Source organism: Neorhizobium sp. SOG26 (assembly GCF_003491345.1).
Taxonomy (GTDB): domain Bacteria; phylum Pseudomonadota; class Alphaproteobacteria; order Rhizobiales; family Rhizobiaceae; genus Neorhizobium; species Neorhizobium turbinariae.
In genome coordinates, this window is the sequence record NZ_CP025512.1 from 1347409 (window position 1) to 1372214 (window position 24806).

Annotated in this window: 24 protein-coding genes and 1 tRNA gene; 14 read left to right on the forward strand and 11 right to left on the reverse strand. The window is 60.3% G+C overall.

Annotated elements, in window-relative coordinates; translation table 11 throughout:
- The first annotated feature begins 53 nt into the window (after nt 1-53).
- Nucleotides 54-3455: a YhdP family protein gene (locus tag CYG48_RS06860; RefSeq protein WP_118849683.1), complete on the forward strand. Its 3402-nt coding sequence runs from the start codon at nt 54-56 to the stop codon at nt 3453-3455.
- Nucleotides 3456-3502: 47 nt separating this feature from the next.
- Here the strand turns inward: CYG48_RS06860 and tyrS are convergent, their stop codons facing one another.
- On the reverse strand, nt 3503-4756 hold the full coding sequence (gene tyrS / locus CYG48_RS06865; RefSeq protein WP_118849684.1) for a tyrosine--tRNA ligase: 1254 nt from the start codon (nt 4754-4756) through the stop codon (nt 3503-3505).
- Here tyrS and CYG48_RS22450 point away from each other — a divergent pair.
- Both CYG48_RS22450 and CYG48_RS06870 read left to right on the forward strand, forming a co-directional pair.
- Nucleotides 4743-4889 (forward strand): hypothetical protein, encoded by a 147-nt coding sequence (locus CYG48_RS22450; protein WP_199925243.1) that lies wholly within the window; start codon nt 4743-4745, stop codon nt 4887-4889. The two genes, tyrS and CYG48_RS22450, sit on opposite strands and share 14 nt — an antisense overlap.
- 98 nt (nt 4890-4987) lie before the next feature.
- The gene (locus CYG48_RS06870) at nt 4988-6184 is read left to right on the forward strand and encodes a GGDEF domain-containing protein (protein WP_118849685.1); all 1197 of its coding nucleotides are present in this window, start codon (nt 4988-4990) and stop codon (nt 6182-6184) included.
- Nucleotides 6185-6253: 69 nt separating this feature from the next.
- Here the strand turns inward: CYG48_RS06870 and CYG48_RS06875 are convergent, their stop codons facing one another.
- Nucleotides 6254-6931: an alpha/beta hydrolase gene (locus CYG48_RS06875; protein ID WP_118849686.1), complete on the reverse strand. Its 678-nt coding sequence runs from the start codon at nt 6929-6931 to the stop codon at nt 6254-6256.
- 235 nt (nt 6932-7166) lie between these two features.
- Between CYG48_RS06875 and CYG48_RS06880 the strand changes: the two genes are divergently transcribed.
- From CYG48_RS06880 to sufA, 7 genes are all read left to right on the forward strand, one after another.
- The gene (locus CYG48_RS06880; protein ID WP_118849687.1) at nt 7167-8333 is read left to right on the forward strand and encodes a cysteine desulfurase family protein; all 1167 of its coding nucleotides are present in this window, start codon (nt 7167-7169) and stop codon (nt 8331-8333) included.
- Nucleotides 8334-8478: 145 nt separating this feature from the next.
- On the forward strand, nt 8479-9948 hold the full coding sequence (gene sufB, locus CYG48_RS06885; RefSeq protein WP_118849688.1) for a Fe-S cluster assembly protein SufB: 1470 nt from the start codon (nt 8479-8481) through the stop codon (nt 9946-9948).
- 60 nt (nt 9949-10008) lie between these two features.
- Nucleotides 10009-10764, forward strand: coding sequence for a Fe-S cluster assembly ATPase SufC (gene sufC, locus CYG48_RS06890; protein WP_118849689.1), 756 nt, complete (start codon nt 10009-10011; stop codon nt 10762-10764).
- Between the two features lie 17 nt (nt 10765-10781).
- Nucleotides 10782-12056 (forward strand): Fe-S cluster assembly protein SufD, encoded by a 1275-nt coding sequence (gene sufD / locus CYG48_RS06895; RefSeq protein ID WP_118849690.1) that lies wholly within the window; start codon nt 10782-10784, stop codon nt 12054-12056.
- A 39-nt stretch (nt 12057-12095) separates the two neighbouring features.
- Nucleotides 12096-13337: a cysteine desulfurase gene (locus CYG48_RS06900; RefSeq protein WP_118849691.1), complete on the forward strand. Its 1242-nt coding sequence runs from the start codon at nt 12096-12098 to the stop codon at nt 13335-13337.
- A gap of 10 nt (nt 13338-13347) precedes the next feature.
- Nucleotides 13348-13728: an SUF system Fe-S cluster assembly protein gene (locus tag CYG48_RS06905; protein ID WP_118849692.1), complete on the forward strand. Its 381-nt coding sequence runs from the start codon at nt 13348-13350 to the stop codon at nt 13726-13728.
- A gap of 77 nt (nt 13729-13805) precedes the next feature.
- Nucleotides 13806-14195: a Fe-S cluster assembly scaffold SufA gene (gene sufA, locus CYG48_RS06910; protein WP_118849693.1), complete on the forward strand. Its 390-nt coding sequence runs from the start codon at nt 13806-13808 to the stop codon at nt 14193-14195.
- A gap of 50 nt (nt 14196-14245) precedes the next feature.
- Here sufA and CYG48_RS06915 read toward each other — a convergent pair whose 3' ends face one another.
- Genes CYG48_RS06915 through CYG48_RS06925 form a run of 3 tightly spaced genes read right to left on the reverse strand, consistent with a single transcriptional unit; the run spans nt 14246 to nt 17455 of the window.
- Complete coding sequence (locus tag CYG48_RS06915) at nt 14246-15451, reverse strand: ABC transporter permease (RefSeq protein ID WP_118849694.1); 1206 nt, start codon at nt 15449-15451, stop codon at nt 14246-14248.
- The gene (locus CYG48_RS06920) at nt 15441-16157 is read right to left on the reverse strand and encodes an ABC transporter ATP-binding protein (protein ID WP_118849695.1); all 717 of its coding nucleotides are present in this window, start codon (nt 16155-16157) and stop codon (nt 15441-15443) included. The genes CYG48_RS06915 and CYG48_RS06920 overlap by 11 nt, the downstream gene beginning before the upstream one ends.
- An 8-nt stretch (nt 16158-16165) precedes the next feature.
- Nucleotides 16166-17455 carry an efflux RND transporter periplasmic adaptor subunit gene (locus CYG48_RS06925; protein WP_199925278.1) on the reverse strand — a complete coding sequence of 430 codons (1290 nt, stop codon included), beginning with the start codon at nt 17453-17455 and terminating at the stop codon, nt 16166-16168.
- A 202-nt stretch (nt 17456-17657) separates the two neighbouring features.
- On the opposite strand from CYG48_RS06925, the gene CYG48_RS06930 reads away from it, so the two are divergent.
- The gene (locus CYG48_RS06930) at nt 17658-17918 is read left to right on the forward strand and encodes a DUF2171 domain-containing protein (protein WP_118851531.1); all 261 of its coding nucleotides are present in this window, start codon (nt 17658-17660) and stop codon (nt 17916-17918) included.
- A gap of 55 nt (nt 17919-17973) precedes the next feature.
- Here CYG48_RS06930 and CYG48_RS22280 read toward each other — a convergent pair whose 3' ends face one another.
- From CYG48_RS22280 to CYG48_RS06950, 5 genes are all read right to left on the reverse strand, one after another.
- Nucleotides 17974-18159: a hypothetical protein gene (locus CYG48_RS22280; RefSeq protein ID WP_150132705.1), complete on the reverse strand. Its 186-nt coding sequence runs from the start codon at nt 18157-18159 to the stop codon at nt 17974-17976.
- Between the two features lie 88 nt (nt 18160-18247).
- Nucleotides 18248-18373, reverse strand: a complete 126-nt coding sequence (locus CYG48_RS22770) for a hypothetical protein (protein WP_256371650.1) — start codon at nt 18371-18373, stop codon at nt 18248-18250.
- A 125-nt stretch (nt 18374-18498) separates the two neighbouring features.
- A complete protein-coding gene (locus CYG48_RS06940) occupies nt 18499-18744 on the reverse strand; it encodes a DUF982 domain-containing protein (RefSeq protein WP_118849697.1) in 246 nt (81 codons plus the stop codon).
- 405 nt (nt 18745-19149) lie between these two features.
- On the reverse strand, nt 19150-20352 hold the full coding sequence (locus CYG48_RS06945; RefSeq protein WP_150132706.1) for a hypothetical protein: 1203 nt from the start codon (nt 20350-20352) through the stop codon (nt 19150-19152).
- A 248-nt stretch (nt 20353-20600) separates the two neighbouring features.
- A tRNA-Lys gene (locus CYG48_RS06950) sits at nt 20601-20676 on the reverse strand.
- Between the two features lie 201 nt (nt 20677-20877).
- Here CYG48_RS06950 and CYG48_RS06955 point away from each other — a divergent pair.
- The gene (locus CYG48_RS06955) at nt 20878-21630 is read left to right on the forward strand and encodes a cytochrome c biogenesis CcdA family protein (protein WP_118849699.1); all 753 of its coding nucleotides are present in this window, start codon (nt 20878-20880) and stop codon (nt 21628-21630) included.
- An 8-nt stretch (nt 21631-21638) separates the two neighbouring features.
- Complete coding sequence (locus CYG48_RS06960) at nt 21639-22601, forward strand: AEC family transporter (protein WP_118849700.1); 963 nt, start codon at nt 21639-21641, stop codon at nt 22599-22601.
- Here CYG48_RS06960 and CYG48_RS06965 read toward each other — a convergent pair.
- Complete coding sequence (locus tag CYG48_RS06965) at nt 22578-23783, reverse strand: UbiH/UbiF family hydroxylase (RefSeq protein ID WP_118849701.1); 1206 nt, start codon at nt 23781-23783, stop codon at nt 22578-22580. The genes CYG48_RS06960 and CYG48_RS06965 overlap by 24 nt on opposite strands.
- A gap of 176 nt (nt 23784-23959) precedes the next feature.
- On the opposite strand from CYG48_RS06965, the gene pcsA reads away from it, so the two are divergent.
- A complete protein-coding gene (pcsA, locus tag CYG48_RS06970) occupies nt 23960-24697 on the forward strand; it encodes a phosphatidylcholine synthase (protein ID WP_118849702.1) in 738 nt (245 codons plus the stop codon).
- Nucleotides 24698-24806 lie beyond the last annotated feature (109 nt).

The following is a 24806-nucleotide window of genomic DNA, read 5'->3' on the forward strand; positions in this document are numbered from 1 at the left end:
GACCAATTGCGTCCTGATGGGCTGCAGAAGCAGAAAGATGAGTTCTCAACCTGATGGCGGAAATTCGAGGTGAAAGGGTTCGTTTCAGCCGGAAAGAAATCCGCCCCTTGCACGAACTCCCTTCTGCCCAGGTAGAAGATCCACTCATCGTCCATTGCCCGCCGCCGCGGTCGCGGGTCAGGCGCATCGGCAAGACCTGCGTGCTGTTTTTTATGCTTGTCATGCTGGCGATCAGCAGCGCCGTTTTTGCCATCGAAGGCGGCATTGTGGACGGCGCCTTGTCATCGCGCGCGCAGACAGCCCTCAATTCGGCGATCGGGCCACGTTATGTCGCCTCCGTTGGCTCGGCCGCGATCCGGTTTGATTCCCGTTTTCGGCTGGCTCTCGAAGCCCGCAATGTCGACATCGTCGAGCAGGCGACGGGTGAACACTTGAGCCGCGCCGGTGCCATGCGCATGGCGGTTGATCCCATCGCCCTCCTAAGCGGCCGGGTCTCGATCAAGAACATCGAGGCTGAAGACATACGCCTTGATACGGCGCAACTGCCAGACGGCGACCCGCTTCCGTTGTCGGATGTGCGCGTCGACGCCATGCCGGCCTTGCTGGAACAGGCGTTCCAGCGGTTTGATGAGGCGCGTGGTCTTATCGAGCGTACGGGGACCGGCTCCGCCCGCATCTCCGGCATTCAGATTCTTTTGCCCGCCGCGCCCGGGCGTAAGCCTGTCACGCTGATGGTCGAAGATCTACAGGTGGCGCGCAGCGCCGAAGGCGAGGTCGAAGTCGGCGGCGTGATCAGTCTGAATGATCGCAAGGCAAAGTTGACCGCAGCCTCGAGCACCGTAAACGGTGTGACGACCGCACTATCAGCGCGGCTTCAGGGGCTGGAGGTCACGCCATTTCTTCTCCAGCGGACCGATGACGGACGTCCGCGCGAGGGGTTTGAAGGCAATCTTGACCTCGAGCTTGCCGCGACCCGCTCGCGCGAGCAGGTCAAGCCGTCGATCACCGCCAAGCTCCGCCAGTCTCCGGGGCACTTCTACTTCGACGGCATCCAGCAGACCTTCTCGGGCGCTGAGATCAACGTCGCATACAACTTCGCCAAGAACTCCGTCGAGCTTCTGGAGTCGGAAGCTCGCTTCGGGCCGACTATCGTACCCTTCACTGGAGCAGTCATCGACCTCAACCGCCTCGATCCGAACGATACGCGGCTGGGTTTCGGGCTCGACCTGCTGGTGAGCGGCGGCACGGCGGTCGGCGCGACGGAAGACGAGCAGCCGGCGCGTTTCGACCTCAAGGCCAATGGCCGCTATCTTTCGGCAGATCGGGAACTGCAGTTCGATGAAATGGCAGTCTCCAGCCCGCTCGGGCGGATGGCCGGCGCGCTGAAGGTTCGGTTCAGCAATGAGTCGCCGGAAATCAGCTTTGGTGCGCAACTGCCGGAAATGCAGGTCACGGGTGTCAAGCAGCTCTGGCCGTTCTGGATGGCGCGAAAGCCGCGCGACTGGGTGATGGAGAACCTGTTCGGCGGCACGGTCACCAACGGATCGATCGCAGTCTTCATCCCGGCCGGGCGTATGAAGGGCCCGGGGATCCCGATGGAGCTCAACAAGAACGAGCTTCAGATCAGCTTCGATATCGCCGAGGCGCGAATGAACCTTCCGGGCGACGTTCCGCCGCTGCGCAATATCAACGGTCGCTTCGACCTCAAGGGCGAGGTCATGAAGGTCGATGTGGCGCGCGCCGCCTCCTTCTTCCCGTCGGGTCGCTCCGTTGCGGTGGAAGGTGGACGCTTTGCCATTGCTTCAACCTATTCCCAGCCGCTGATGGCGGACCTGACCTTGAAGGTGGCCGGTTCCGCAGACGCCGTGACCGAGCTTGCGAACTTCGAGCCGATCGGCGCATTGAAGGGCACCGGGTTCAAGCCGGATGATTTTTCTGGCCAGGCGCGAGTCGACCTGACAGCGCGGATGGGGCTGATCAAGGCGCACAACCCGCCCAAGCCCACATGGAACGCACACGCCGACCTCGACAAGGTCGACCTCAAGCCGGAATTCTCCGGTCGGAAGATTTCATCTCTCTCTGGAACGCTCGACGTGGACAACAAGGCCGCCCGCCTTGTCGCCAAGGGCAATATCGATGAGGTACCCGCTGATATCACGCTGGTCGAACCCGTCGATTCCTCTTCCTCCGTAAAGCGGGAGCGGGTCGTCAAGGCCGTGCTTAACAATGCGCAGAGGGAGAAGCTTGCTCCTGGCCTTTCCGATGTCATTGACGGCACAATCACCGCCCAGTTCACTCATATCGACGAGAAGCGTCAGGCGGTGTCGCTCGATCTGGGACGCGCCACCCTTTCCGTGCCGTGGATCGGCTGGACCAAAGGCAGCGGCGTCCCGGCCAAAGCGGAATTCGACCTATCGGAGGATGGCGAACAGGTCGATGTGCGTAACTTCAGGCTCGACGGAGAAGGCTTCGGCGCCAAGGGAGAGCTTGCGCTGGCCGGTGGCTCGCTTGTTTCTGCCAACTTTGCGCAAATGCAGTTGTCACCGTCGGACAGCTATGCCGTCTCCCTGAAGCGCACAAAGGGCGGCTTCGACGTCAGCATCAACGGATCGGTTGTCGACATGCGGCCGGTGATCACCGCGCTCCGTTCTGGCAGTGAGGGCAGCGGGTCTGGCAAAGGCGGCAAGAGCGATACGGACAACACCACCATCCGTGCCAAGGTCAACCGGATGATCGGCTTCCACGACCAGAGCCTTTCCGACGTCACCTTGCTGCTTTCGACCCGTGGGGGCGATATCAAGACGGCCGACTTTTCCGGCGTGACCGAAAGCCGGCAGGCGGTCGTCAGCCGCATGAATGGCGGCGACACGATCTCTATCACCAGCGGTGATGCGGGCGCCGTCACCCGCTTCCTGAACCTCTACAGCAACATGCGCGGCGGCCTTCTGAACTTGCGGCTTAGGGAACAGGGCGATGTCTGGACCGGCGCGATTGATCTGCGCAGCTTCTCTCTGATCAACGAGCAGAAACTTCAATCGCTCGTTTCCACCGCCGACCGTGAGGGGCGCACGCTCAGTACCGCTGCAAAGCGGGATATTGACGTGACGTCGGCCAAGTTCCAACGTGGTTATGCGAGCCTGCTTTATCGCAACGGTTCTCTTGCGGTGGAAAACGGCGTCGTTCGCGGGGAGCAGATCGGCGCGACCTTCCAGGGACTGGTCCGGGACGCCAAGGGGCGCATGGAGATGACCGGCACCTTCATGCCTGCCTACGGCCTGAACCGCTTGTTCGGCGAACTTCCGCTGATCGGCGCGATCCTCGGGAATGGGCGCGACCGTGGACTGCTCGGCATCACCTTCAAGCTCGAAGGCCAGTTCGACAAGCCGAAACTGACGGTCAATCCTCTATCGCTGATCGCTCCCGGCATCTTCCGTCAGATCTTCGAGTTCCAATAAAAAAGGCCCGCATGAACGGGCCCTTCAATATGCTCGATGCCTGATGATCAGGCGGGGCGCACGAGGATGTGCTTCTTCTTGCCGAGCGACAGCTTGATGACCTGATCGGCCGTCACTTCGCCGCTGCCGATCATCTTGCGTTCGTCGCTGACCGGCTGGTCGTTGATCCTCACCGCTCCGCCCTGGACGTGACGGCGGGCTTCTCCGTTCGAGGCCGCAAGGCCGGCGCGGACGATCAGCGAGAGCAGGCCGATACCGGCCTCCAGTTCGGCAGCCGGCACTTCGATCGAAGGCAGGTTGTCGGAGAGCGCACCTTCTTCGAAGGTCTTGCGAGCCGTTTCCGCGGCCTCTTCGGCAGCCGCGCGGCCGTGAAGAATCGCTGTCACTTCGGTCGCGAGGATCTTCTTTGCCTCGTTGATTTCGGAACCGCCAAGCTGGGCCAGCTTGTTGATCTCCGACATCGGCAGCGTCGTGAACAGCTTTGCGAAGCGGACGACGTCGGCGTCTTCCGTGTTTCGCCAGTACTGCCAAAAGTCGTAGACCGGCAGCAGATCCTTGTTCAGCCAGACGGCACCGGATGCGGACTTGCCCATCTTCGCACCGGACGAGGTGGTCAGGAGCGGCGAGGTGAGGGCAAACAGCTGCGGCGTCCCCATGCGGTGACCCAGATCGATGCCGTTGATGATGTTGCCCCACTGGTCGGAGCCGCCCATCTGCAGGCGGCAGCCAACGCGCTTGTTGAGCTCCACGAAGTCATAGGCCTGGAGGATCATGTAGTTGAATTCTAGGAATGACAGCGACTGCTCACGATCGAGCCGCGTCTTGACGCTGTCGAAGGACAGCATGCGGTTGACCGAGAAATGCCGGCCGACATCGCGCAGGAACTCGAGGTAGTTCAGCGGGCGCAGCCAGTCGGCATTGTTGATCATCAGGGCCGGATTGCCGGGGCGATCGTAGTCGAGGTAGTTCGCGAAGACGTGCTTCAGCGACACGATGTTGTCCTCGATCATCTCGACGGTCATCAGCTTGCGGGCCTCCTCCTTGAAGGAAGGATCGCCCACCATGCCGGTGCCGCCGCCCATCAGTGAGATCGGCTGGTGCCCGGTCTGCTGCAGCCAATGCAGCATCATGATCTGTGTCAGGTGACCGACATGCAGGCTCGACGCCGTCGGGTCATAGCCGATATAGGCAGTCACTTTTTCCTTCGAGAAAAGATCGTCGAGACCAGCCTCGTCGGAGACCTGGTGGATGAAACCGCGCTCATCGAGCGTGCGAAGGAAATCAGACTTGAACCTGGACATTGTTTATCTCTGGCAGATGTATGGTGGCCGCGCTCTACCATTATTTTCCGCGGCGATCACTGCAAAAAGTGACGCAGTTTTCCATTCACATGAAGTCGCGACGCATGAGCAGCCGGATGAAAAACCGGGTTAAGGACAAACTTCCCGCCGTCTTTAACATTTTCTTTTTGTGTATGCCCCTAGACGGGGAAAGGCGATTTCGTCCGGCACACGTTCCGCGATTGATAGGTTATGTCTTCTGCCGTGCTTTTCCTGGTGGTGAATTTTGTCATCGCCACCTGCTTCAGTGCAGTCTTTGCAGTCATCTCGGTTTATAGCCGGTGGCGCCGGGTCGCCATGTCCTTCGCAATCGGTCTTGGCGTCGCGTCGCTGACGATGCTCTTCGAATTCGGGGTTGCTTACGCGGCCGACGCGCGTCCCTGGTCCGCCGGGGTCTATGGTACGGTGCTGGCCGGCATCGTCTTCCTGTGGGCCGGCATCGAGGAACTCTATCGAAAGCCGGTATCGGTCTGGCACGGCGTGCTGGTGTTTGTGGCCGGTATGGCGATCTATTTCATCACGCAAAACATTCCGCGTGGGACCTGGCTTTACCCCATCCTGTATCAAGGCTCCTACGCTGCGGTCGTCTTCGCCGGCACCTACACGGTGTTTCGTTCGAAGCGGCGCGAGCCGCTGGATCGGGCTTTAGGTTTCGCGCTTCTGGTCGGCGCCCTGCATTTCCTCGCCAAGGCCGGCCTCGCCGTTGCACTTGGCTCCGGAGATTCGCCCAAGGATTACATTTCTACCCATTACGCCATTGCCTCACAGAGCATCACGGCCATCATCATCGTTGCCGTCGGGCTGTTGCTGCTTGCAATCCTGACCGTGGACCTGATGGCTGAAGAGCGTGGCAAGGCGGAGCGCGACAGCCTTTCGGGTCTGCGCAACCGCCGTGGTTTTGAGAAGGACGTGCAGGTCGCGATGCTTGGCCCCGTACGAGGCCCGCATTCAGTCATCCTCTGCGACCTCGACCACTTCAAGTCGATCAACGATACCTATGGCCACCACGCCGGTGATGCTGTGATCATCGCCTTCGGCAGCCTTCTCAATCGTGAGGCACCCGCCGGCGCAATCTTGGGGCGGATCGGTGGTGAGGAGTTTGCGATCTTCCTGCCCAACACGGAGCTCTCTGCAGCCGTCGCGGTCGCCGAACGACTGCGATCCGGGATCCGGGCCATGGACGTTCCGGGCATGCCGCAAGGTTTCGTCGTGAGCGCGAGCTTTGGGGTTTCGACTTTTTCCGGCGACAAAGGCTTTGAGGATGCGGTGCGCAATGCCGACGCCGCGCTTTATGATGCTAAGCGGGCCGGTCGTAACCGCGTCCAGACCTTCCAGCCGGCGCGAGTCGCGGTCGCCGGCAAATGGGGCGGGCTCAGCATCGTCCGCTAACTGTCCGCGGCAGGGCAGATACAAAAATGGCCGCTCACTGGCGGCCACTTTCATTCATCTTTTAAGTGTTTAGCGGATGCGCTTGGCCGCCGGCTCCGGCACCAGTTCGCCGTCGAGGCGACGATCGAGGTAATCCTCGCACTCGGCCATCAGCTTTTCCACGTGTCCGTTGAAGAAGTGGTTCGCGCCTTCAACCGTGCGGTGGGTGATCAGGATGCCCTTCTGCGTCTTCAGCTTTTCCACAAGACCGTTGACGTCCTTCTCCGGCGCCACCTTGTCGCTGTCGCCATTAATGATGAGGCCGGACGAAGGGCAGGGGGCCAGGAACGAGAAGTCATAGATGTTCGGCTGGGGAGCGATCGACATGAAGCCTTCGATCTCCGGTCGGCGCATGAGGAGCTGCATGCCGATCCAGGCGCCGAAGGAATAACCGGCTACCCAGCAGCTCTTGGAATCAGGGTGAAGGCTCTGCACCCAGTCGAGAGCCGACGCTGCATCCGAGAGCTCGCCCGCACCATGGTCGAACTCGCCCTGGCTGCGCCCGATTCCGCGGAAGTTGAACCGAAGGGTCGTGAAGCCACGCTTCTGGAACATGTAGAAGAGCTGGTAGACGATCTGGTTGTTCATCGTGCCGCCGAACTGCGGATGCGGATGAAGGATGATCGCGATCGGTGCGCTCTTTTCCTTGGATGGCTGGTAGCGACCTTCCAGGCGGCCTGCAGGGCCGTTGAAAATGACTTCGGGCATCGGTACTCCGGTCAACGTGCTTGAGGTTCTGGCGGGTTTTTCGCGTCGAGTTTGACTTGACGAAGCCGCTCAGCTTTTCTAGAACCCAGTTTAGAACCATTCGAAACTTTGGGCGGTCCCTTCGGACGCCCGATGGGACGTCTCATAAGGCAAGGCTGGCCGAAAATTCAAGGAAAATGCGGCCTTCGGCTTCCCTTAGTTATCGACTTATTTAGATTCGGAACCTGATCAGGCAATGGCGTTGAACCGCATATATCTGGACTGGAACGCGACGGCGCCGTTATCGGCGGCCGCTCGCGCGGCCATGCTGGACGCCTTTGACCTGCCGGGTAACGCATCATCCGTTCATGCCGAGGGTCGCGCAGCGCGGAACATGCTGGATAAGGCGCGCCGCCAAGTCGCAGCACTCGTTGCAGCAAAGCCTGCAAACGTGACCTTTGTCAGCGGCGCGACGGAAGGCGCAAACTTCCTGCTGACGCCAGATTACCGGATGGGCCGGGCACCGATCCGGATTGGCAGGCTCTATGTATCTGCGATCGAGCATCCAGCGATCCGCGAAGGCGGGCGGTTTGAGCCCGTGGATGTGGTCGAAGTTCCTGTGACGCCCGCGGGCGTGCTGGATCTCGTGGCGCTGGAGAGCCTGCTGTCGGCGCATGACAAGACGATTGGCATGCCGATGGTCGCGGTCATGCTCGTCAACAATGAGACGGGGATCATCCAACCTGTCCGGGAAGCTGCAGCACTCGTGCATGCTGCTGGTGGGCTGATGATCGTGGATGCCGTGCAGGCGGTTGGTCGCATGGGGGTTGATATCCAGGCTCTCGATGCAGACTTTATGATCATCTCGTCGCACAAAATCGGCGGTCCGAAGGGTGCCGGTGCAGTTATTTCCCGCGGCGAAGTGCTGATGCCGAAGCCGCTCATCCGCGGTGGCGGACAGGAAAAGGGATACCGCTCCGGCACGGAGAACTTCCATGCCGTTATCGGCTTCGGCGCAGCTGCGGAAGCGGCGGGAACCGATGTCTCGGGACGCAATGCTGCTATCGAAGCGATTCGTGCGCGGTTGGAAGAAGGCATGCGGCGGGCAGCGCCAGACGTCATCATTCATGGTGCGTCGGTTGCAAGAGTGGCAAATACCAGCTTCTTCACCTTGCCTGGGCTGAAGTCGGAGACCGGCCAGATCGCCTTTGATCTCGAGGGCGTCGCTTTATCGGCTGGCTCGGCCTGCTCGTCCGGCAAAGTTGGCGAGAGCCACGTGCTGACGGCGATGGGCCATGATCCGAAGCTTGGCGCGCTGCGCATTTCGCTCGGTCCGGAGACCACGCAAGCCGATGTGGATCGGGCGATCGCTGCCTTCGCGAAAATTGCTGGTCGTCGGAAAACGACCGGAGAGGCAGCCTAGCTGTCGACACTTTGCGGAAACGCAAATTTCCGCTTGCCAAAAGGTGTGAAAACCGCCTTCTGGCGCCTACATGAGGGAGGCTTACGTCCTCCTGAAAGAAAGACAGAATTGCCGGAATTTGACCCGGCAAGATTTGGAGTATGACATGCCTGCTGTCCAGGAAACCATCGATCAGGTCCGCGGGATCGACATCGATCAGTACAAATACGGTTTTGAAACCGTCATCGAAGTGGACAAGGCGCCCAAGGGGCTTTCAGAAGACATCATTCGCTTCATTTCGGCCAAAAAGCAGGAGCCGGAATGGATGCTCGAGTGGCGCCTGGATGCCTACAAGCGTTGGCTCACCATGGAAGAGCCGACCTGGGCGCGCGTCGATTACCCCAAGATCGACTTCAACGACATCTACTATTATGCCGCTCCTAAGAACGTGACGGGACCGACCTCGCTCGATGAAGTCGACCCGGAACTGCTGAAGACCTATGAAAAGCTCGGCATCCCGCTTCGCGAGCAGGAAATTCTGGCTGGCGTCAAGACTTCGAAGGTGGCCGTCGACGCCGTGTTCGACTCGGTCTCTGTTGTCACGACCTTCAAGGAAGAGCTGAAGAAGGCCGGCGTGATTTTCATGTCGATCTCGGAAGCCATCCGCGAACATCCTGACCTGATCAAGAAGTATCTCGGCTCGGTCGTCCCGACCTCCGACAACTATTACGCAACGCTGAACGCTGCCGTGTTCACCGACGGATCCTTTGTTTTCGTCCCCAAGGGTGTTCGCTGCCCAATGGAGCTGTCGACCTATTTCCGTATCAACGAAAAGAACACCGGCCAGTTCGAGCGCACGCTGATCATTGCTGAGGAAGGCGCCTATGTGTCCTACCTCGAAGGCTGCACCGCGCCGCAACGCGATGAAAACCAGCTTCACGCTGCCGTGGTCGAGCTCGTCGCGCTCGATGATGCCGAGATCAAGTACTCGACGGTTCAGAACTGGTTCCCGGGCGACGCCCAGGGCAAGGGCGGTATCTACAACTTCGTCACCAAGCGTGGCGATTGCCGTGGCGCACGCTCGAAGATCTCCTGGACCCAGGTCGAGACCGGTTCGGCCATTACCTGGAAGTACCCGAGCTGCATCCTGCGCGGTGACGACAGCCGTGGCGAGTTCTACTCGATCGCCGTTTCCAACGGCCACCAGCAGATCGATTCCGGCACGAAGATGATCCACCTCGGCAAGAACACGTCGAGCCGTATCATTTCCAAGGGTATTTCGGCTGGCAAGTCGAACAACACCTATCGCGGCCAGGTTTCCATCCATCGCCGGGCCGAAAACGCACGCAACTTCACCAACTGCGATTCCTTGCTGATTGGCGACAAGTGCGGTGCGCACACGGTTCCCTACATCGACGTGAAGAATGCCTCGGCGAAGATCGAGCACGAGGCAACGACGTCGAAGATTTCCGACGACCAGAAGTTCTACGTGATGCAGCGTGGCATTCCCGAAGAGGAAGCGATCGCGCTCATCGTCAACGGCTTCGTCAAGGAAGTCATCCAGGAATTGCCGATGGAATTTGCTGTTGAGGCGCAGAAGCTGATCGGCATTTCGCTCGAAGGCTCCGTGGGCTGATCGCCCTTTCACCGAATTCGCGCCCTGTGCGCCATGAACTATGTCCGGAAAGAAATTAAGATGCTTGAGATCAAGAACCTGCACGCTCGTATCGCTGAAGACGGCACTGAGATCATCCGCGGCCTGAACCTGACGGTTAAGCCGGGTGAGGTCGCCGCCATCATGGGCCCGAACGGCTCCGGCAAGTCGACGCTTTCCTATATCCTCTCGGGTCGCGAAGACTACGAAGTCACCGAAGGGGAGATCCTGTTCAACGGAGAGAACATCCTTGAGCTGGATCCGGCAGAGCGCGCCGCCAAGGGCGTCTTCCTGGCCTTCCAGTATCCCGTGGAGATCCCGGGCGTTGCGACCATGCAGTTCCTCAAGGTAGCGATGAACGAGCAGCGCAAGGCACGCGGTGAAGCCGAACTGACGACGCCGGACTTCATCCGCCGTGTCAAGGAAGCTGCCGACAAGCTGAAGATTGACCAGGCCATGCTGCGCCGTCCGCTCAACGTCGGTTTCTCCGGCGGTGAAAAGAAGCGTGCCGAGATCCTGCAGATGGCGCTGCTCGAGCCGAACCTCTGCATCCTCGACGAAACCGACTCGGGCCTCGACATCGATGCCCTGAAGATCGTTGCCGACGGCGTCAACGCCCTGAAGTCTCCGGATCGCGCCACGATCGTGATTACCCACTACCAGCGCCTGCTCGACTATATCGTGCCGGACACCGTTCACGTCCTCTACAAGGGCCAGATCATCCGCTCCGGCGACAAGTCGCTGGCGCTTCAGCTCGAAGAAAACGGCTATGCCGACATCATCGGGGAAGCTGCGTAAGGCGAAGGAGAAGCGTGATGAACATGCAGACGACACCTCGTCTCACCGCCGCCGAATCAGCCCTGGTTGAAGCCTTCAGCGGCCAGATCGGCCAACTGCCGGGCAACGGCGCCGTTATCGGCAGCCGTGATCGCCTGCTCGACGACCTGAAGAAGTCGGGCCTGCCGACGCGTCGCATCGAGTCCTGGCACTATACGGACCTGAAGACGCTGCTCCGCAGCCTGCCTGCGACCGCACCGGCTTCTGCCATCGACCCTATCGCTCCAGTGCTCGAAGGCTCTACCGTTCTTTCTGTGCTGCAGGGGGCTGCGACTTCCGAGGCCTCGATCGATGGCGTGGAAGTCACGACCTACCACGATCAGTTGGTGGATGGCTCCGCTGCAGCTTCACTGACGGCACTCGACAAGGACGACGCCATCGGTCGCATCAACGGCAGCTTTGTTCGCGATGGTTTTGCCCTCAACGTGCCGGCGAATACCGAAGTGGCGCAGCCGATCGAGTTGCAGGCGCTGCATGCCAGCGGTCAGATCCACACCCGCTTTCCCGCCACCTTTGGCGCGGCATCCAAAGCAACGATCGTCGAGCGTCACCAGTCGGTGACGGAGGGCGATGCTTTCGTTTCGTCGATCAGCGACGTGGTGCTGGAAGACGGCGCGGAAGTCACCTGGATCATCCTGCAGCAGCAGGGTGCCACCGACACGCATCTCGGCCAGATCCGCATCAAGCTCGGCACGGAAGCAAAGCTTTGGCTATTCGTGGTGAACGCCGGCGGCAAGCTGGTTCGCCAGGAACTGCGGATCGAAGTTGAAGGCGAGGGTGCTGAGCTTACGCTGCGTGGCGTCAACCTCCTGGGTGGCGGCAGCCACACGGACGTGACGCTGGTGCTTGGCCACAATGTGCCGAACACGAATTCGACGGAGATCATCCGCAACGTCGTGTTTGACAAGGCAAGCGGCGTATTCCAGGGCATGATCCGGGTCGCGCCGGATGCCCAGAAGACGGACGCGAAGATGGCATGCAACACCTTGCTGCTGTCCGATGACGCGGATTTTTCGGCGAAGCCTGAACTTGAGATCTTCGCTGATGACGTGATCTGCGGCCACGGCGCAACCGTTGCCGATATCGATCGCAACCATCTCTTCTACCTGATGGCGCGTGGCGTGCCGGAGAACAAGGCGCGAGCCATGTTGGTCAATGCCTTCGTGGCCGAGATCGTCGAAGAGCTGGAAGACGAAGCGCTTGTCGAGGCGCTGGAAGCGATCATCTCGACCTGGCTCGAAAAGCACGCCTGACCGGCGTCGCTTTTCGACACGCGCTCAAGGAGAATGACGATGGACCAGAACGTGCAGTCTGGCGTCTATGACGTGGAAGCCATCCGCAGGGATTTCCCGATCCTGTCAACGATGGTGCATGGCAAGCCCCTGGTCTATCTCGACAACGGAGCGTCCGCGCAGAAGCCGCAGGTCGTGATTGATGCCATCAGCCACGCCTATTCAGCCGAATATGCGAACGTTCATCGCGGCCTGCACCACCTGTCGAACGCTGCGACGGAAGCATACGAAGCGGCGCGCGAAAAGGTGCGCCGGTTCCTGAACGCGGGCTCGATCGACGAGATCGTCTTCACCAAGAACTCGACGGAAGCGATCAACACGGTCGCTTACGGTTGGGGCATGCCGAAGATCGGCGAAGGTGACGAGATCGTCATCTCGATCATGGAGCACCACTCCAACATCGTGCCCTGGCATTTCCTGCGGGAGCGTCAGGGCGCAAAGCTTGTCTGGGTGCCGGTGGATGACGAGGGCGCCTTCCACATCGAAGACTTCGAGAAGTCGCTGACGGAAAAGACGAAGCTCGTCGCCATCACGCATATGTCGAATGCACTTGGCACCGTCGTTCCGGTCAAGGAGATCTGCCGCATCGCCCACGAGCGGGGTATCCCAGTGCTCGTTGATGGTAGCCAGGGTGCGGTGCATATGCCGGTCGATGTCCAGGACATCGACTGCGACTGGTATGTGATGACCGGGCACAAGCTCTACGGTCCGTCCGGCATCGGCGTGCTATACGGCAAGGCGAACCGCCTGAAGGAAATGCGCCCCTTCCAGGGTGGCGGCGAAATGATCTTTGACGTTACCGAAGACAACGTCACCTACAACGATCCGCCGCATCGTTTCGAAGCCGGCACGCCTCCGATCGTGCAGGCAATTGGTCTCGGTTATGCACTCGACTACATGGACAAGATCGGTCGTGCCGCGATCGCTCGCCATGAGGCCGATCTTGCGGCCTACGCGGCAGAGCGGCTGCGGACGATCAACTCGCTGCGCATCATTGGCAATGCGCCGGGCAAGGGCGGCATCTTTTCCTTTGAGCTTGCGGGGATCCACGCGCACGACGTGTCCATGGTGATAGATCGCAAGGGCGTGGCAGTTCGCGCCGGTACCCATTGCGCCATGCCGCTCTTGAAACGCTTCGGTGTCACCTCCACATGCCGGGCATCGTTTGGCATGTACAATACGCGCGCGGAAGTAGACGCGCTTGCCGATGCGCTGGAATATGCGCGCAACTTCTTTGCCTGAGGATGATGCCATGGCCGTCGAAGAAACCGAGTTCAAGTGGGATGCCCGCGAAGGCATCATCCAGTCGGCAATTCCAGCAGATGAACTCGCACGCCTGTCCGACGATATCGTCGCGGCCCTGAAAACGGTCTACGACCCGGAAATCCCTGCCGACATCTTCGAACTCGGCCTCGTCTACAAGATCGACATCGAAGATGACCGCATGGTGAAGATCGTCATGACCCTGACCGCGCCTGGTTGCCCGGTTGCCGGCGAAATGCCTGGCTGGGTCGAGAACGCCGTTGGCGCCGTGGAAGGCGTGTCTGGCGTGGAAGTGGAGATGACGTTTGATCCGCCGTGGACGCCCGAGCGTATGTCGGAAGAGGCTCAGGTGGCAGTCGGCTGGTATTGATCCATTTACATCCAGATCTTACATTGATGCCATGAAGCGGCGGGCCTTGAACCCGCTTGCGGAAGGAGAATAGTCCCATGGGTTTTGCAGTGATGACGATGACGGAGGCAGCCTCCGCGCGTGTCAAGCAGATCGTCGCCGGTTCCGGCCCTGATGCAAAAGGCGTTCGTGTCGGCATCAAGAAGGGCGGCTGCGCCGGGATGGAATACACCATCGATCTCGTGACCGAGCCGAACCCGAAGGACGACCTCATCGAGCGGGATGGTGCGCGCGTCTGGATCGAGCCCTCCGCAGTGCTTTATCTGCTTGGCACTGAAATGGATTTCGAAGTGACCAAGATGCGCTCCGGCTTCACCTTCGTGAACCCGAACCAGACATCCGCCTGCGGCTGTGGCGAGTCCGTGGAACTGAAGCCCGCTGATCTGGCAGCACTTGCCAAGCAGCGTGAAGCTGAAGCCCACGCCTGAGCCAAGGCAACATTCTCGATTGTTATAGAGGGCCCATTTCGGCCCTTTTCTTATTCGTGGCGCAGGGCTTCGATCGGATTGAGCTCCGCCGCCCGGCGCGCCGGGAAGTAGCCAAAAATCATGCCGATTGCTGCGGAGAAGGCGAAGGCGAGCATGATGATGGTCGGGCTGACCACGAACGGCACCCCGAGGAAACTGACGACGCCGAAGGCGAGGCCGAGGCCCGCGATAATCCCCGTCACACCGCCAAAGATCGACAACATCACCGCTTCCACAAGGAACTGCGTCAGCACCTGACGTTCCAGGGCGCCGATCGCGAGGCGAATGCCGATCTCACGCGTTCGCTCCGTAACAGATACCAGCATGATGTTCATGATACCGATGCCGCCCACGAGCAGGCTGACGGCGGCCACTGCACCGAGAAGACCGGTAAGCAGCACCGTTGTGCCGGTCATTGCCGCGGCGATCTGGGACATGTCGTTGACCGAGAAGTCATCCTGGCGGCCGATGCCGATCCGCCGACGTTCGCGCAGCAGGTTCTCGACATCCGATTGGACCTTGGCGGTCGAGACTCCATCCTGTGCCGAGAGGATGATGCTGGAAATGGTCGTCGTGCCACCGATGCGGCGCTGGTGCAGCTTGAGCGGCATGATCACCGTGTCATCCTGATCATCGCCCATGCCGGACTGGCCTTTGACCGCCAGCACCCCCACGACTGGGCAGGCGACATTGCTGACCCGGATATTTTGACCTACGGGATTGGCCGACCCGAACAACTCCTTGCGTACCGTCTCGCCGATGATGCACGCCGCCTGGCTGCCGCGGTCCTCGTTCGGCAGGAACTCGCGACCGAGCGCGATCGTCCAGTCCTGGGCGATAAGGTAGTCATTGGTAGTGCCGATGACGCTGGAGGAATGGTTGGCGCCGCCCGCAATGACCGTTGCCGTGCCGCGGTTCACCGGCGCCACTGCGCGCAGGCCGCTGACCTGGTCCTGGATTGCCAGCACATCCTTGTCGCTAAAACGCTTGGCCTCACTGCTGGCACGCCCCGGGCCCCACTGTCCGGGACGCACGAAGAGCGTATTGGTACCGAGCCGCGACAGTTCTGCCTGAACCTTGGCAGTGGTGCCATTGCCGACCGTGACCATGGCAATCACGGCAGCGACGCCGATGACCACGCCGAGCACGGTGAGGAAGGACCGCAGCATATTGCGGCTGATGGCCCGCCAGGCGAGCTTCGCGGTCTCAAAGAACATGCTCGGCCTCCGCGTTCTGGATTTCGTCCGACGCAAGATGCCCGTCCACGAAGCGCAGCAGGCGCTTGCCGTAGGCGGCGATGTCTTCCTCGTGCGTCACCATGATAACCGTGATGCCGTTCTCACGATTGAGCCGGGTGATGAGCTCCATGATCTCGACGCTGGTCTTGGTGTCCAGGTTGCCGGTCGGCTCGTCGGCAAGCAATACGGCCGGATCCGTGACGATGGCGCGGGCGATTGCCACGCGCTGCTGCTGACCGCCGGATAACTCCTGCGTCGTATGGTTCTCACGCCCGGCAAGTCCCACCTGCTCGAGCGCCATCAGCGCACGCCGCCGTCGCTCCCGTTGCTCCATCCCACGATAAACCAGCGGCAACTCCACGTTCTCGACCGCCGAGGTGCGGGCAAGAAGGTTGAAGCCTTGGAAGACGAAACCGAGCATGTGACGGCGCAGCAGCGTCAACTGGGAACGGTCGAAGGCACTTGTCGGGATTCCCTGGAAAAGGTATTCCCCGGATGTGGGCACGTCCAAGCCGCCAATGATGTTCATCGCGGTGGACTTGCCAGAACCCGACGGTCCCATGATCGCGACGAACTCGCCGGAGGTGATGGACAGGTTGATCTTGTCCAGCGCGCGAATGGTGGCTTCACCACGACCGTATGATTTTGAAAGATCCTTGAACGTGATGAGGGGAGGCAGCGTCATCTCGGCCCTCAGTTGTTACGTGCGACGGCGTCCGTCACCAACTGGTCGCCAGACTTGATGTCACCGGAGGTGACAACCGTGAACTCACCGTCTGTCGCACCTGTTTCGACCCGAACCCGCTGCGGTGGCGCACCATCGCGACGGACGTAAACGGCGCGGATGTTTGCCGCGGCATCATCGGCACTGCCGCCGCGGTTTCCACCACGCGGCCGCGGAGGCGAGAAGAGACGGGTCAGGAAGTTGCCGCGAGCGCGTGCGGTCGTTGGCGGAGAGTAGCGAAGCGCCGCATTTGGCACCAGAAGCGCGTCTTCAACGGACTTGACCGTGATGTCTGCCGTTGCCGTCATACCAGGGCGCAGCAGCAGATCACTGTTGTCGACCGTCAGCACCGCCTTGTAGGTGACGACGTTGGAGACGGTTTCGGAGGCGAAGCGGACGGCCTGGATGGTCGCCGGGAACTGCCGCTCCGGATAGGCATCCACCGTGAAAACCGCATTTTGCCCTTCCTGCACCTGGCCGACATCGGCTTCATCGACCGCCACTTGCAACTCCATCTGCTTCAGGTCGCCTGCGATGGTGAAGAGCACCGGCGCATTGAGCGATGAAGCAACTGTCTGGCCCGGATCAACGGCCCGCGTCAGCACGATGCCGTCGATCGGCGACACGATCTTGAGCTTTGCAAGATTGAGCTCGGCCAACCGCAAAGCTGCCTCGGCGGACAGCACGGACGCTTCCGCGACTGATTTGGCGGCGAGCGCCGACTGGTAGGCAAAGCGGGCGGCATCGAGTTCCTGTTGCGTGGAGATGCGGTTCGTCACCAAGCCGATCAGACGGTCGAACGCGTTTTTGGCGGAAGCCGCTTCCGCTTCTGCGCGCAACACGCTCGCCTGCGCCGATGCCAACTGGGCGCGGGCATTCTGCACGTCCGCTTCCTGCTTGCTCGTATCGAGCTCCGCCAGCACCTCGCCCTGCGTTACCGCGCTGTTGAAACTGACATTGACCTTGCGGACGGTGCCGGAAAGCTCGCTGGAGATGTCCACCTGGTCGGTGGGCTGGACGGACCCGGTTGCCGTGACCACCACTGACAAGTCCCCCACTTTGGCGGGGCGCGTTGTATAGTCATAGCGTGGACCGCTGCTGCCCATGTAGAAGTAAGCGACGCCAGCGACCACCAGAATTAGCAGCGTCAGCAGCGGCCAAAGGAATCTGCGTTTCTTCCGTCCACCCTGCGAGCCGGCCAGGATCGCGGCCAGATCAGGCTCGGAACGTTTTGCCGCTGGGTCAGGCGCATTCTGCATGTTCAACCGATACTCCTTGCAATGCGGCTGCATCATGACGGAAAGCAGCCACCGTCTTGCGCCTTCCATGACATAGGTCGCGCCTGCGTCCTACTTAAACATCGGTAAGGTGACATGCGGCACGTAACCGCCAGCTTCTTTGGTGCACCATGCATCCATCGGCATGTTTACGCGTTCCTCACGCGCAACAAAGGAGATCACCATGATCGAAGCAGGACAAATTAAGGAACATGCCGAAGTGATCGGCGCCGATGGTGCGCATGTCGGCACGGTTGATCGTGTCGAAGGCGGTCGCATCAAGTTGACGAAGAAGGATAGCGGGCAGGGCAGGCACGAAGGCCACCACCACTTCATCCCGCTTGATCTTGTCGCTGATATCGAAGGTGACCGTGTGCGCCTTTCTGCGAACGGCGACGTGGCCATCACTTTCGAAGAAGAAGACGGCGGCAAGAGCGTCCAGTAAAAGCGTTCCAAACAAAGAAAACCGGGGACCTAAGATCGCCGGTTTTCTTTTACCGTTACTGCGACAGGGCAGGCACTCCGAAGCGTTCGGGCAAGAATGCTGTTTCGGCCGGCGGACCGCTGAGACGGGCGGATTTCGCTGCGGCCGTTATCGTCGGCGTTTCCGGATGCATCAGAAGTGCTATGACCAGTCCGCCTGCGACGGCTGATCCAAGTGCCAGCATCATGTTCTGTATAGTCATGGCCAACCCTCCTTGTTGCAGGAGAACAACGTCAGGCGCGCCTTGTTCCTCAGTATGTGCGGCAGTTCGAAAAGATGAAAGCTGAAAGTCAGTTCATTGCTGAAAGTTCAGCCGGCGAGGCCAGCAGCGTGCTGTCCCCGATCGACTTGTCCATATACTTGAATACCAGAATACTGAGGACCGAACCGAGCAGGATCACGAATATGATGCGCATGCGTTTCTCCTTCGGCATGGTAACGGCATCACCAATCCAAGGTTCCGCTGCGCGAAACACTGCTTCGTGAAGTCTTCGTGGCCGAGCTACTTTGATATTTGATAGCCGTATTGGCCTGCGTCAAATCAAGATCTGATGAGGATTCCGGCTTCCGCGGCGGCATCCGCAAAAGCCTTGCGCGCGTCTTCCGGCTTGCGTTTGCCGGCATCGACAGCGGCACAGACTGCGAGCGCGCGATCGAGAAGCGTGCCATCCTCGGTCGGCCAATCCTCGATCATCGCCCATGCTGCTGCCTGGGTGGTTTCGATGGTTGTCTCAACCGGCGGCTCGCCGAGCCGCACGAGAACGGGCTTTTTCCAGGGAGTGTTCATGCTGTGTACGTTTTCCGGAATGGTCGAACGCGGAGGATTCGGCGCTGGACTTCCTGATAGAATTCCGCGGCATCTTAATCCAGTATCTTCTGTAGCAAGTCGCGCTGTTCGGCTCGACCAAAACGCTAAGGGCACCGACCGCTGAAGCGGGTGCCCTTTAAGCCTTGAAGATGAATATGTTGGCAGGCCTGCCGCGCATGCACAGCCCGGTTACGGGATCACCCACCTGCCTATTCTAAATTAGCGGAGGCCAAGCAGGCTCAGAACGGCCAAGATAATAACGACTGCGCCGACCAACCAAACGATGCTGTTCATGAGAAACCCCTTTCCGATCAACCATCAGCGAATGCTGACGGAGTGGGAAATGCACAGCCCCGCTTGTTGTTCCCGCCAAGCCGTCAAGGCCTAGTGTTCACGTAGCGGGGCCGAGGCTGATGCGTTTGACGAAATCTTCAGCGCGATCAGGAAGAACACGAACAGCGGCGCGAAATAGATCCGTCCGTCGTGCAGCGGGAAGATCACGTATTTTGCTGCCACGGACAGAAGACAGGTGAACAGCAGGACCTGCAACCTGACGTCAGGCACCGCGTGGCGGAAATAGATCCGCACCCCCAGGGACAGCGCGACGACATAGGCCGCAAGCCAGGTGTTGTGAAAGAGGGACCGGTAGAGGTTGAGGCCGATGGCGGTCACGTAGACCTTCAAGGAGAAGTCTGGCCTGAAATTGGTCATGTCCTCCTGGATCTGGTAGGTCGAGAACCAGAAGTGCGGCCACCAGCCGATGCTGTGCACGCTGTGGTCAGCAATCCGCCAGCACACGAAGCTGATCGCGAAGGTCAGTGCAAAGATCCTGATGTTTCGGTCGCCGAGGTACCAGGCGAGCGCCATCAAGATGCCCGCTACGGCGATCTGGTCGGGACGGGTGAGGATGGCGAGAAACAGCAGGGCTGAGCCTAGCCAGTTTTTTTCTCGATCATAACTGAGAAGCGCGGCGATGAGCAGCGTGTTGCCGAGAAAATCCGGCTGCTGCGTGACAGCAAATCCCTGCAGTTGCAGCACGAACATCAGGGCGACCACCAGCGGTGCGAACCCCGAGAGCCGCGTTGCGCGCAGCCACAGACCGATCGATACGGACAGAATGATGAGCGCCACCGCGTTGATGACATCGAAGGCCGCGAGCGGCCCGACAAAACGCTCCAGCACCTTCAGCAGCGAGATGTACAACCATTTTATCTCGTACATGCCCAACATGGACATCAAGGCGGACGCGTCGGTGAACTGCCGTTGGCGGTAGGCATCCAGTTGCGTCAGTTCGGTGAATTCCTCAACCGACGTGGCCTGTTGAAGGATGGAATAGGCGTGCTGATGGATCTGCTCGGCGGAGCCAAACTGATCCCGCACGCTGGCGGCGATGTACGGCAGGGCGTCCCAATTGTAGATCGGCCGGAGTTGGGCGATTGCCAAAAACGCGATGGTGAAGCCAGCCAGGCTGAGAAAAGCAACGATCCCCGCGTGGCGCCAGTAGAAGGTGCTCGCTTCCCTTGCCACGGACGCAGCAAAGCCTCTCAAAGCACCACGAAAGCCATCATCTTTTCTGGCATCACGCATCTGGTTCAACCGTCGAGTGCCGTGGGCGCAATCAATTGTCGCCACCGTTGAAATTCAGCATCGTCGGAATATTAGGGACAGGCTGCCCTAAACGAGCGTTAATTCGACGCGATCGCGTGGCAGAGGTGCGATCTAGGCTTAACGAAGGGGAAAAGAGGCGACCGAACCCGAATGTTTCGGGCGGACGCACGTGGGGTGCAGGGCAGCACCAATATCGGTTTCGGCTATATGCGGTGTTGCAAGGAAGGTGGTGAGAGCGCAGGGATTCGAACCCTGGACCTACTGATTAAAAGTCAGTTGCTCTACCGACTGAGCTACGCTCTCCCATGGCCGCGGCGAGCGCTTGCCTGAAAGTGCGCGGAACATATGCAGGCGCCCTTGTGGGGTCAACCGCAAAAACAGCAAAAATGTGGGCGGCCTCTCCTTTTTCCACGGGGCCGTCGAAAAGGTGATTGGCAAAGTTCCGCCCGACCCATTACCTGACGCCTGGGTGGGCGCGGTAGCGTCACCAAGTCGGAGCGTGACGTGTCGATTGCCGAAATTTCCCTGTTAAGTGCGCTGATTGCCGGTGCGCTCTCGTTTCTTTCTCCTTGCGTGCTCCCACTCGTGCCGCCGTATCTCTGTTACATGGCGGGCATTTCCGTCGACCAGTTCCGGGGCGGCACGTCAGGCGCGGTCGCCGAATCGTCGGCGCGACGCGCGGTGTTGCCCGCCGCTTTGGCCTTCACGCTCGGTTTTGCTACCGTCTTCGTCGCCCTCGGTGCTGGCGCCTCGACAATCGGTGTCTTGCTGCGACAGCATCTTGATCTCCTGTCGAAGATCGGCGGCATCATCATCATCATCATGGGCCTGAATTTTCTCGGGGCGCTGCGCATCGGCATGCTGTCTCGCGAGGCGCGCTTTCAGGGGGGCGGGCAACCTGCCACGCTATCCGGCGCCTATGTCATGGGACTTGCCTTTGCCTTTGGCTGGACGCCATGCATTGGACCGGTGCTGGGAGCTATTCTTGGCGTCGCCGCGTCGCGGGAGACGGTGGGCGATGGCGCCATCCTGCTCGCGGTCTACTCCCTTGGCCTCGCGGTGCCGTTCTGGATCGCCGCAGGTTTCTCTGGCGCATTCATGCGCTTCCTCGCGAAGTTCCGTCGGCATCTCGGCCTGGTGGAAAAGGCAATGGGCGTGTTCTTGATCCTGACGGGCCTTGCCTTCATCTTCGGTTTTGTCACCTCCGCGGCCATCTGGTTCCAGCAGACCTTCCCAATCCTGATGCAAATCGGCTAACGGGACTGATGGCTGATATCATCGCATTGCTTCTGCCCTTTTTCGGGCTGATCCTCATCGGTTACGTCGCAGCCAAGGTGACGCGGCAGCCGGCAGAGGCGCTCGGCTGGATGAACACCTTCATCATTTACGCGGCCTTGCCAGCGCTGTTCTTCAAGCTCGTGTCCCGTACCCCGGTGGAAGAGTTGACGCGGATCGACTTCATCCTCGGCGAGGTCGGTGCGACCTATCTCGTGTTCTTCACGCTGTTTGCCATCGGATACGTCATCCGCCGCAACTCGCTCGGCGATTGCACGATCCAGTCCTTTGCCGGCGCTTATGGCAATATCGGTTACATGGGGCCCGGGCTGGCGCTGCTTGCGCTCGGCGAATCGGCCGCGGTGCCGGTGGCGCTGATTGTGTGTTTCGAGAACGCCTTCCATTTCATTATGGCGCCCGCGCTGATGGCAATCGCAGGCGGCGACAAGCGTCCCGCAGGAGAGGTCGCGATCGATATTGCCAAGAAGGTCGCGGTGCACCCGTTCATCCTGTCGACGGTCTTCGGCTTTGCCTTTGCGGCCTTTGCCGTGGAGCCGCCGGACGCGTTTAGCACGCTCGTGGATTACCTGGCGCAGGCCGCAGCACCCTGTGCGCTGTTTGCCATGGGTGTGACCCTGGCGCTACGGCCGATCAAGCGCGTGCCGGTCGAGATCGGTTACATTTCGCTCGCCAAGCTCGTCATCCTGCCGGCAACGACCTATGTGGTGCTGTCGCTTGTCGGGAGTTTCGAGCCGGTCTGGGTCTACTCAGCGATCCTGTTGTCGGCGCTGCCAACGGCCACGAACGTCTTCGTGCTCGGCCAACAATATGGCGTGTGGCAGGAGAGGGCGTCCGCCAGCATCCTCATCACGACGATTCTGTCCGTCGCGACACTACCGGTGGTGCTTTACCTCATCCATTCCGGTGCCTTACCGGCGGACCTCTTTCCGTAAGGACTCCATCACCGCCCGCAGCCCACGACCCGGCTCGATACCTTCGCGCATCAGCAGGTTTCGGAGCGGCGGTGCGTTGGTCAGCACATGCAAGCCTGCGGCGCGGACCATCTGGGTCGGCAGGAAATCCGACAACAGCGAACGGTTGAGGAGATCGACCCCCAGAGTGCGGGTCATCACGTCGGCGCGGCGGCGGCTGTTGAAGTGGTCGCCGGCATCGGCACGGATGGCGCGGTCCGCGGCGGCCGTCGCAAACTCGTCGTGCAAGGTAATGATATCGCGCAGCGACAGGTTCAGTCCCTGTGCGCCAATCGGCGGGAAGGCATGCGCTGCCTCCCCGATCAGCGCCAGGCGTCCCTTGCCGAAGCGGTCCGCCATCAGGCTGGAGAGTGGCCACGCCTGCGGCGCGGCTTCCACTGTCACCTTGCCCAGCATCGACTGCATGCGCTCTTCAACGCGGCGCGAAAGCTCCTCGATCGACAACTGGAGAAGCTCTTCGGCCTGTTTCGGCTTCACCACCCAGACCAGGCTAGAGCGGGAACCGGGAAGGGGAACCTGCGTGAACGGACCGCTCTCGGTATGGAACTCGGTGGAGATATTGCCGTGCCCCAGCGAATGGCCGAAGTTCAACACAAGCGCGGTCTGCGGATATGACCAGCGCCGGGTGCCGATGCCGGCAGCCTCGCGCGCCTTGGAATTACGGCCATCGGCAGCCACGACGAACTTGGTTTCGAATACCGAGCCGTCACTGAGCGTCAGCGCCACCTTGCCGGATCCGAAGTCGTAGCTTGCTACCTCGCTGTCGTGCCGCTCGATGTTCGGCTCGGCCGAGACGGCGGCGTCGAGCACATCCAGAAGCGCGTGGTTTGGCATGTTGTAACCGAAGGCATAGAGCCCAACATCCTGCGCCCGGAACTGCGCCGTCGGCGCCCGCAGCAGGCGCTGCGTACCATCGATGATCTGCATAACGGAAAGCGGTGCGGCAGACGGCGCGATGTCCTGCCAGACGCCCAGCCGCTCAAGGAACTGGATGGAATGGTCCATCAACGCGGTGGTCCGTTGGTCCTTCTGGCTCGTCGGGGGCGCAATGGCCAGAACCTTGCGGCCAGCCCGTGCCAGCGCCAGTGCGGCGACCGAGCCTGCCAGCCCTCCACCCACAACTGCGATTTCCAAACCTTGCATACCGGTTGTCCTGCTTTGCATTCCTCAACAGGGCGTTATGTAGAACGCCGCGGCAGCCTTATCCATGGGGTAGCGTGCCGCATTGGTGAAAAGGCTGGGATGGTTGGCGCAGCGCGCCGCAGACGGTTGCAATGTCACCTGTTTGGCCGCATACCTGCCGAACTGTCGAGGAGTGGATGCAGGGCGTGATCAGACGAATCTTCAATTATCGTAAGGTGCCCTACGCGGAAATCCGTGCCTTCTCCGTCCATCTATTGACCGCGTCCGGGTCGTTCCTGGCGTTCCTCGGGGTTGTGGCTGCGGCGGAGCGGCGTTTCGTTGACATGTTCTGGTGGCTTGGGCTCGCGCTTCTGGTTGACGGCATCGATGGCCCGATTGCCCGCAAGGTGAAGGTAAAGGAAGTCCTGCCGAACTGGTCGGGCGACACGCTCGACAACATCATCGACTACGTCACCTATGTGCTGCTGCCGGCCTTTGCGCTCTACCAAAGCGGCATGATCGGCGAGCCATGGTCCTTTGTCGCGGCCGGTGCGATCGTCGTGTCGAGTGCAGTCTATTATGCAGACATGGGCATGAAAACGGACGAATATTTCTTCTCCGGCTTCCCCGTCGTCTGGAACATGGTGATCTTTACGCTCTTCGTGATCGACGCGAGCGCCACAACCTCACTTGCCGTGGTTTCGATCGCCGTGATCCTCACCTTCTTCCCAATCAACTTCCTGCATCCGGTCCGCGTCAAACGGCTGAGGCCGCTCAACCTTGCGGTCGGCTTTATCTGGTGTGCGCTCGGCGGTTACTCGCTCCTCCTGCACTTCCAGTCGCCGGACTGGGTCATCTGGGGCGTGGTCATCAGCGGCATCTACCTCTTCTGCATTGGCGGCATCCTGCAGGCTTTTCCAAACCTTGGAAAATGACGTGTGGTGTTAAGTAAGCCGCACCTTTATTGTTGTGCGAAGCAACAAAAACGGTATCAATATGTCATCGGCCGCTCGGGTCCTGCTTGTGAAGCGGCTGCAAAAAACA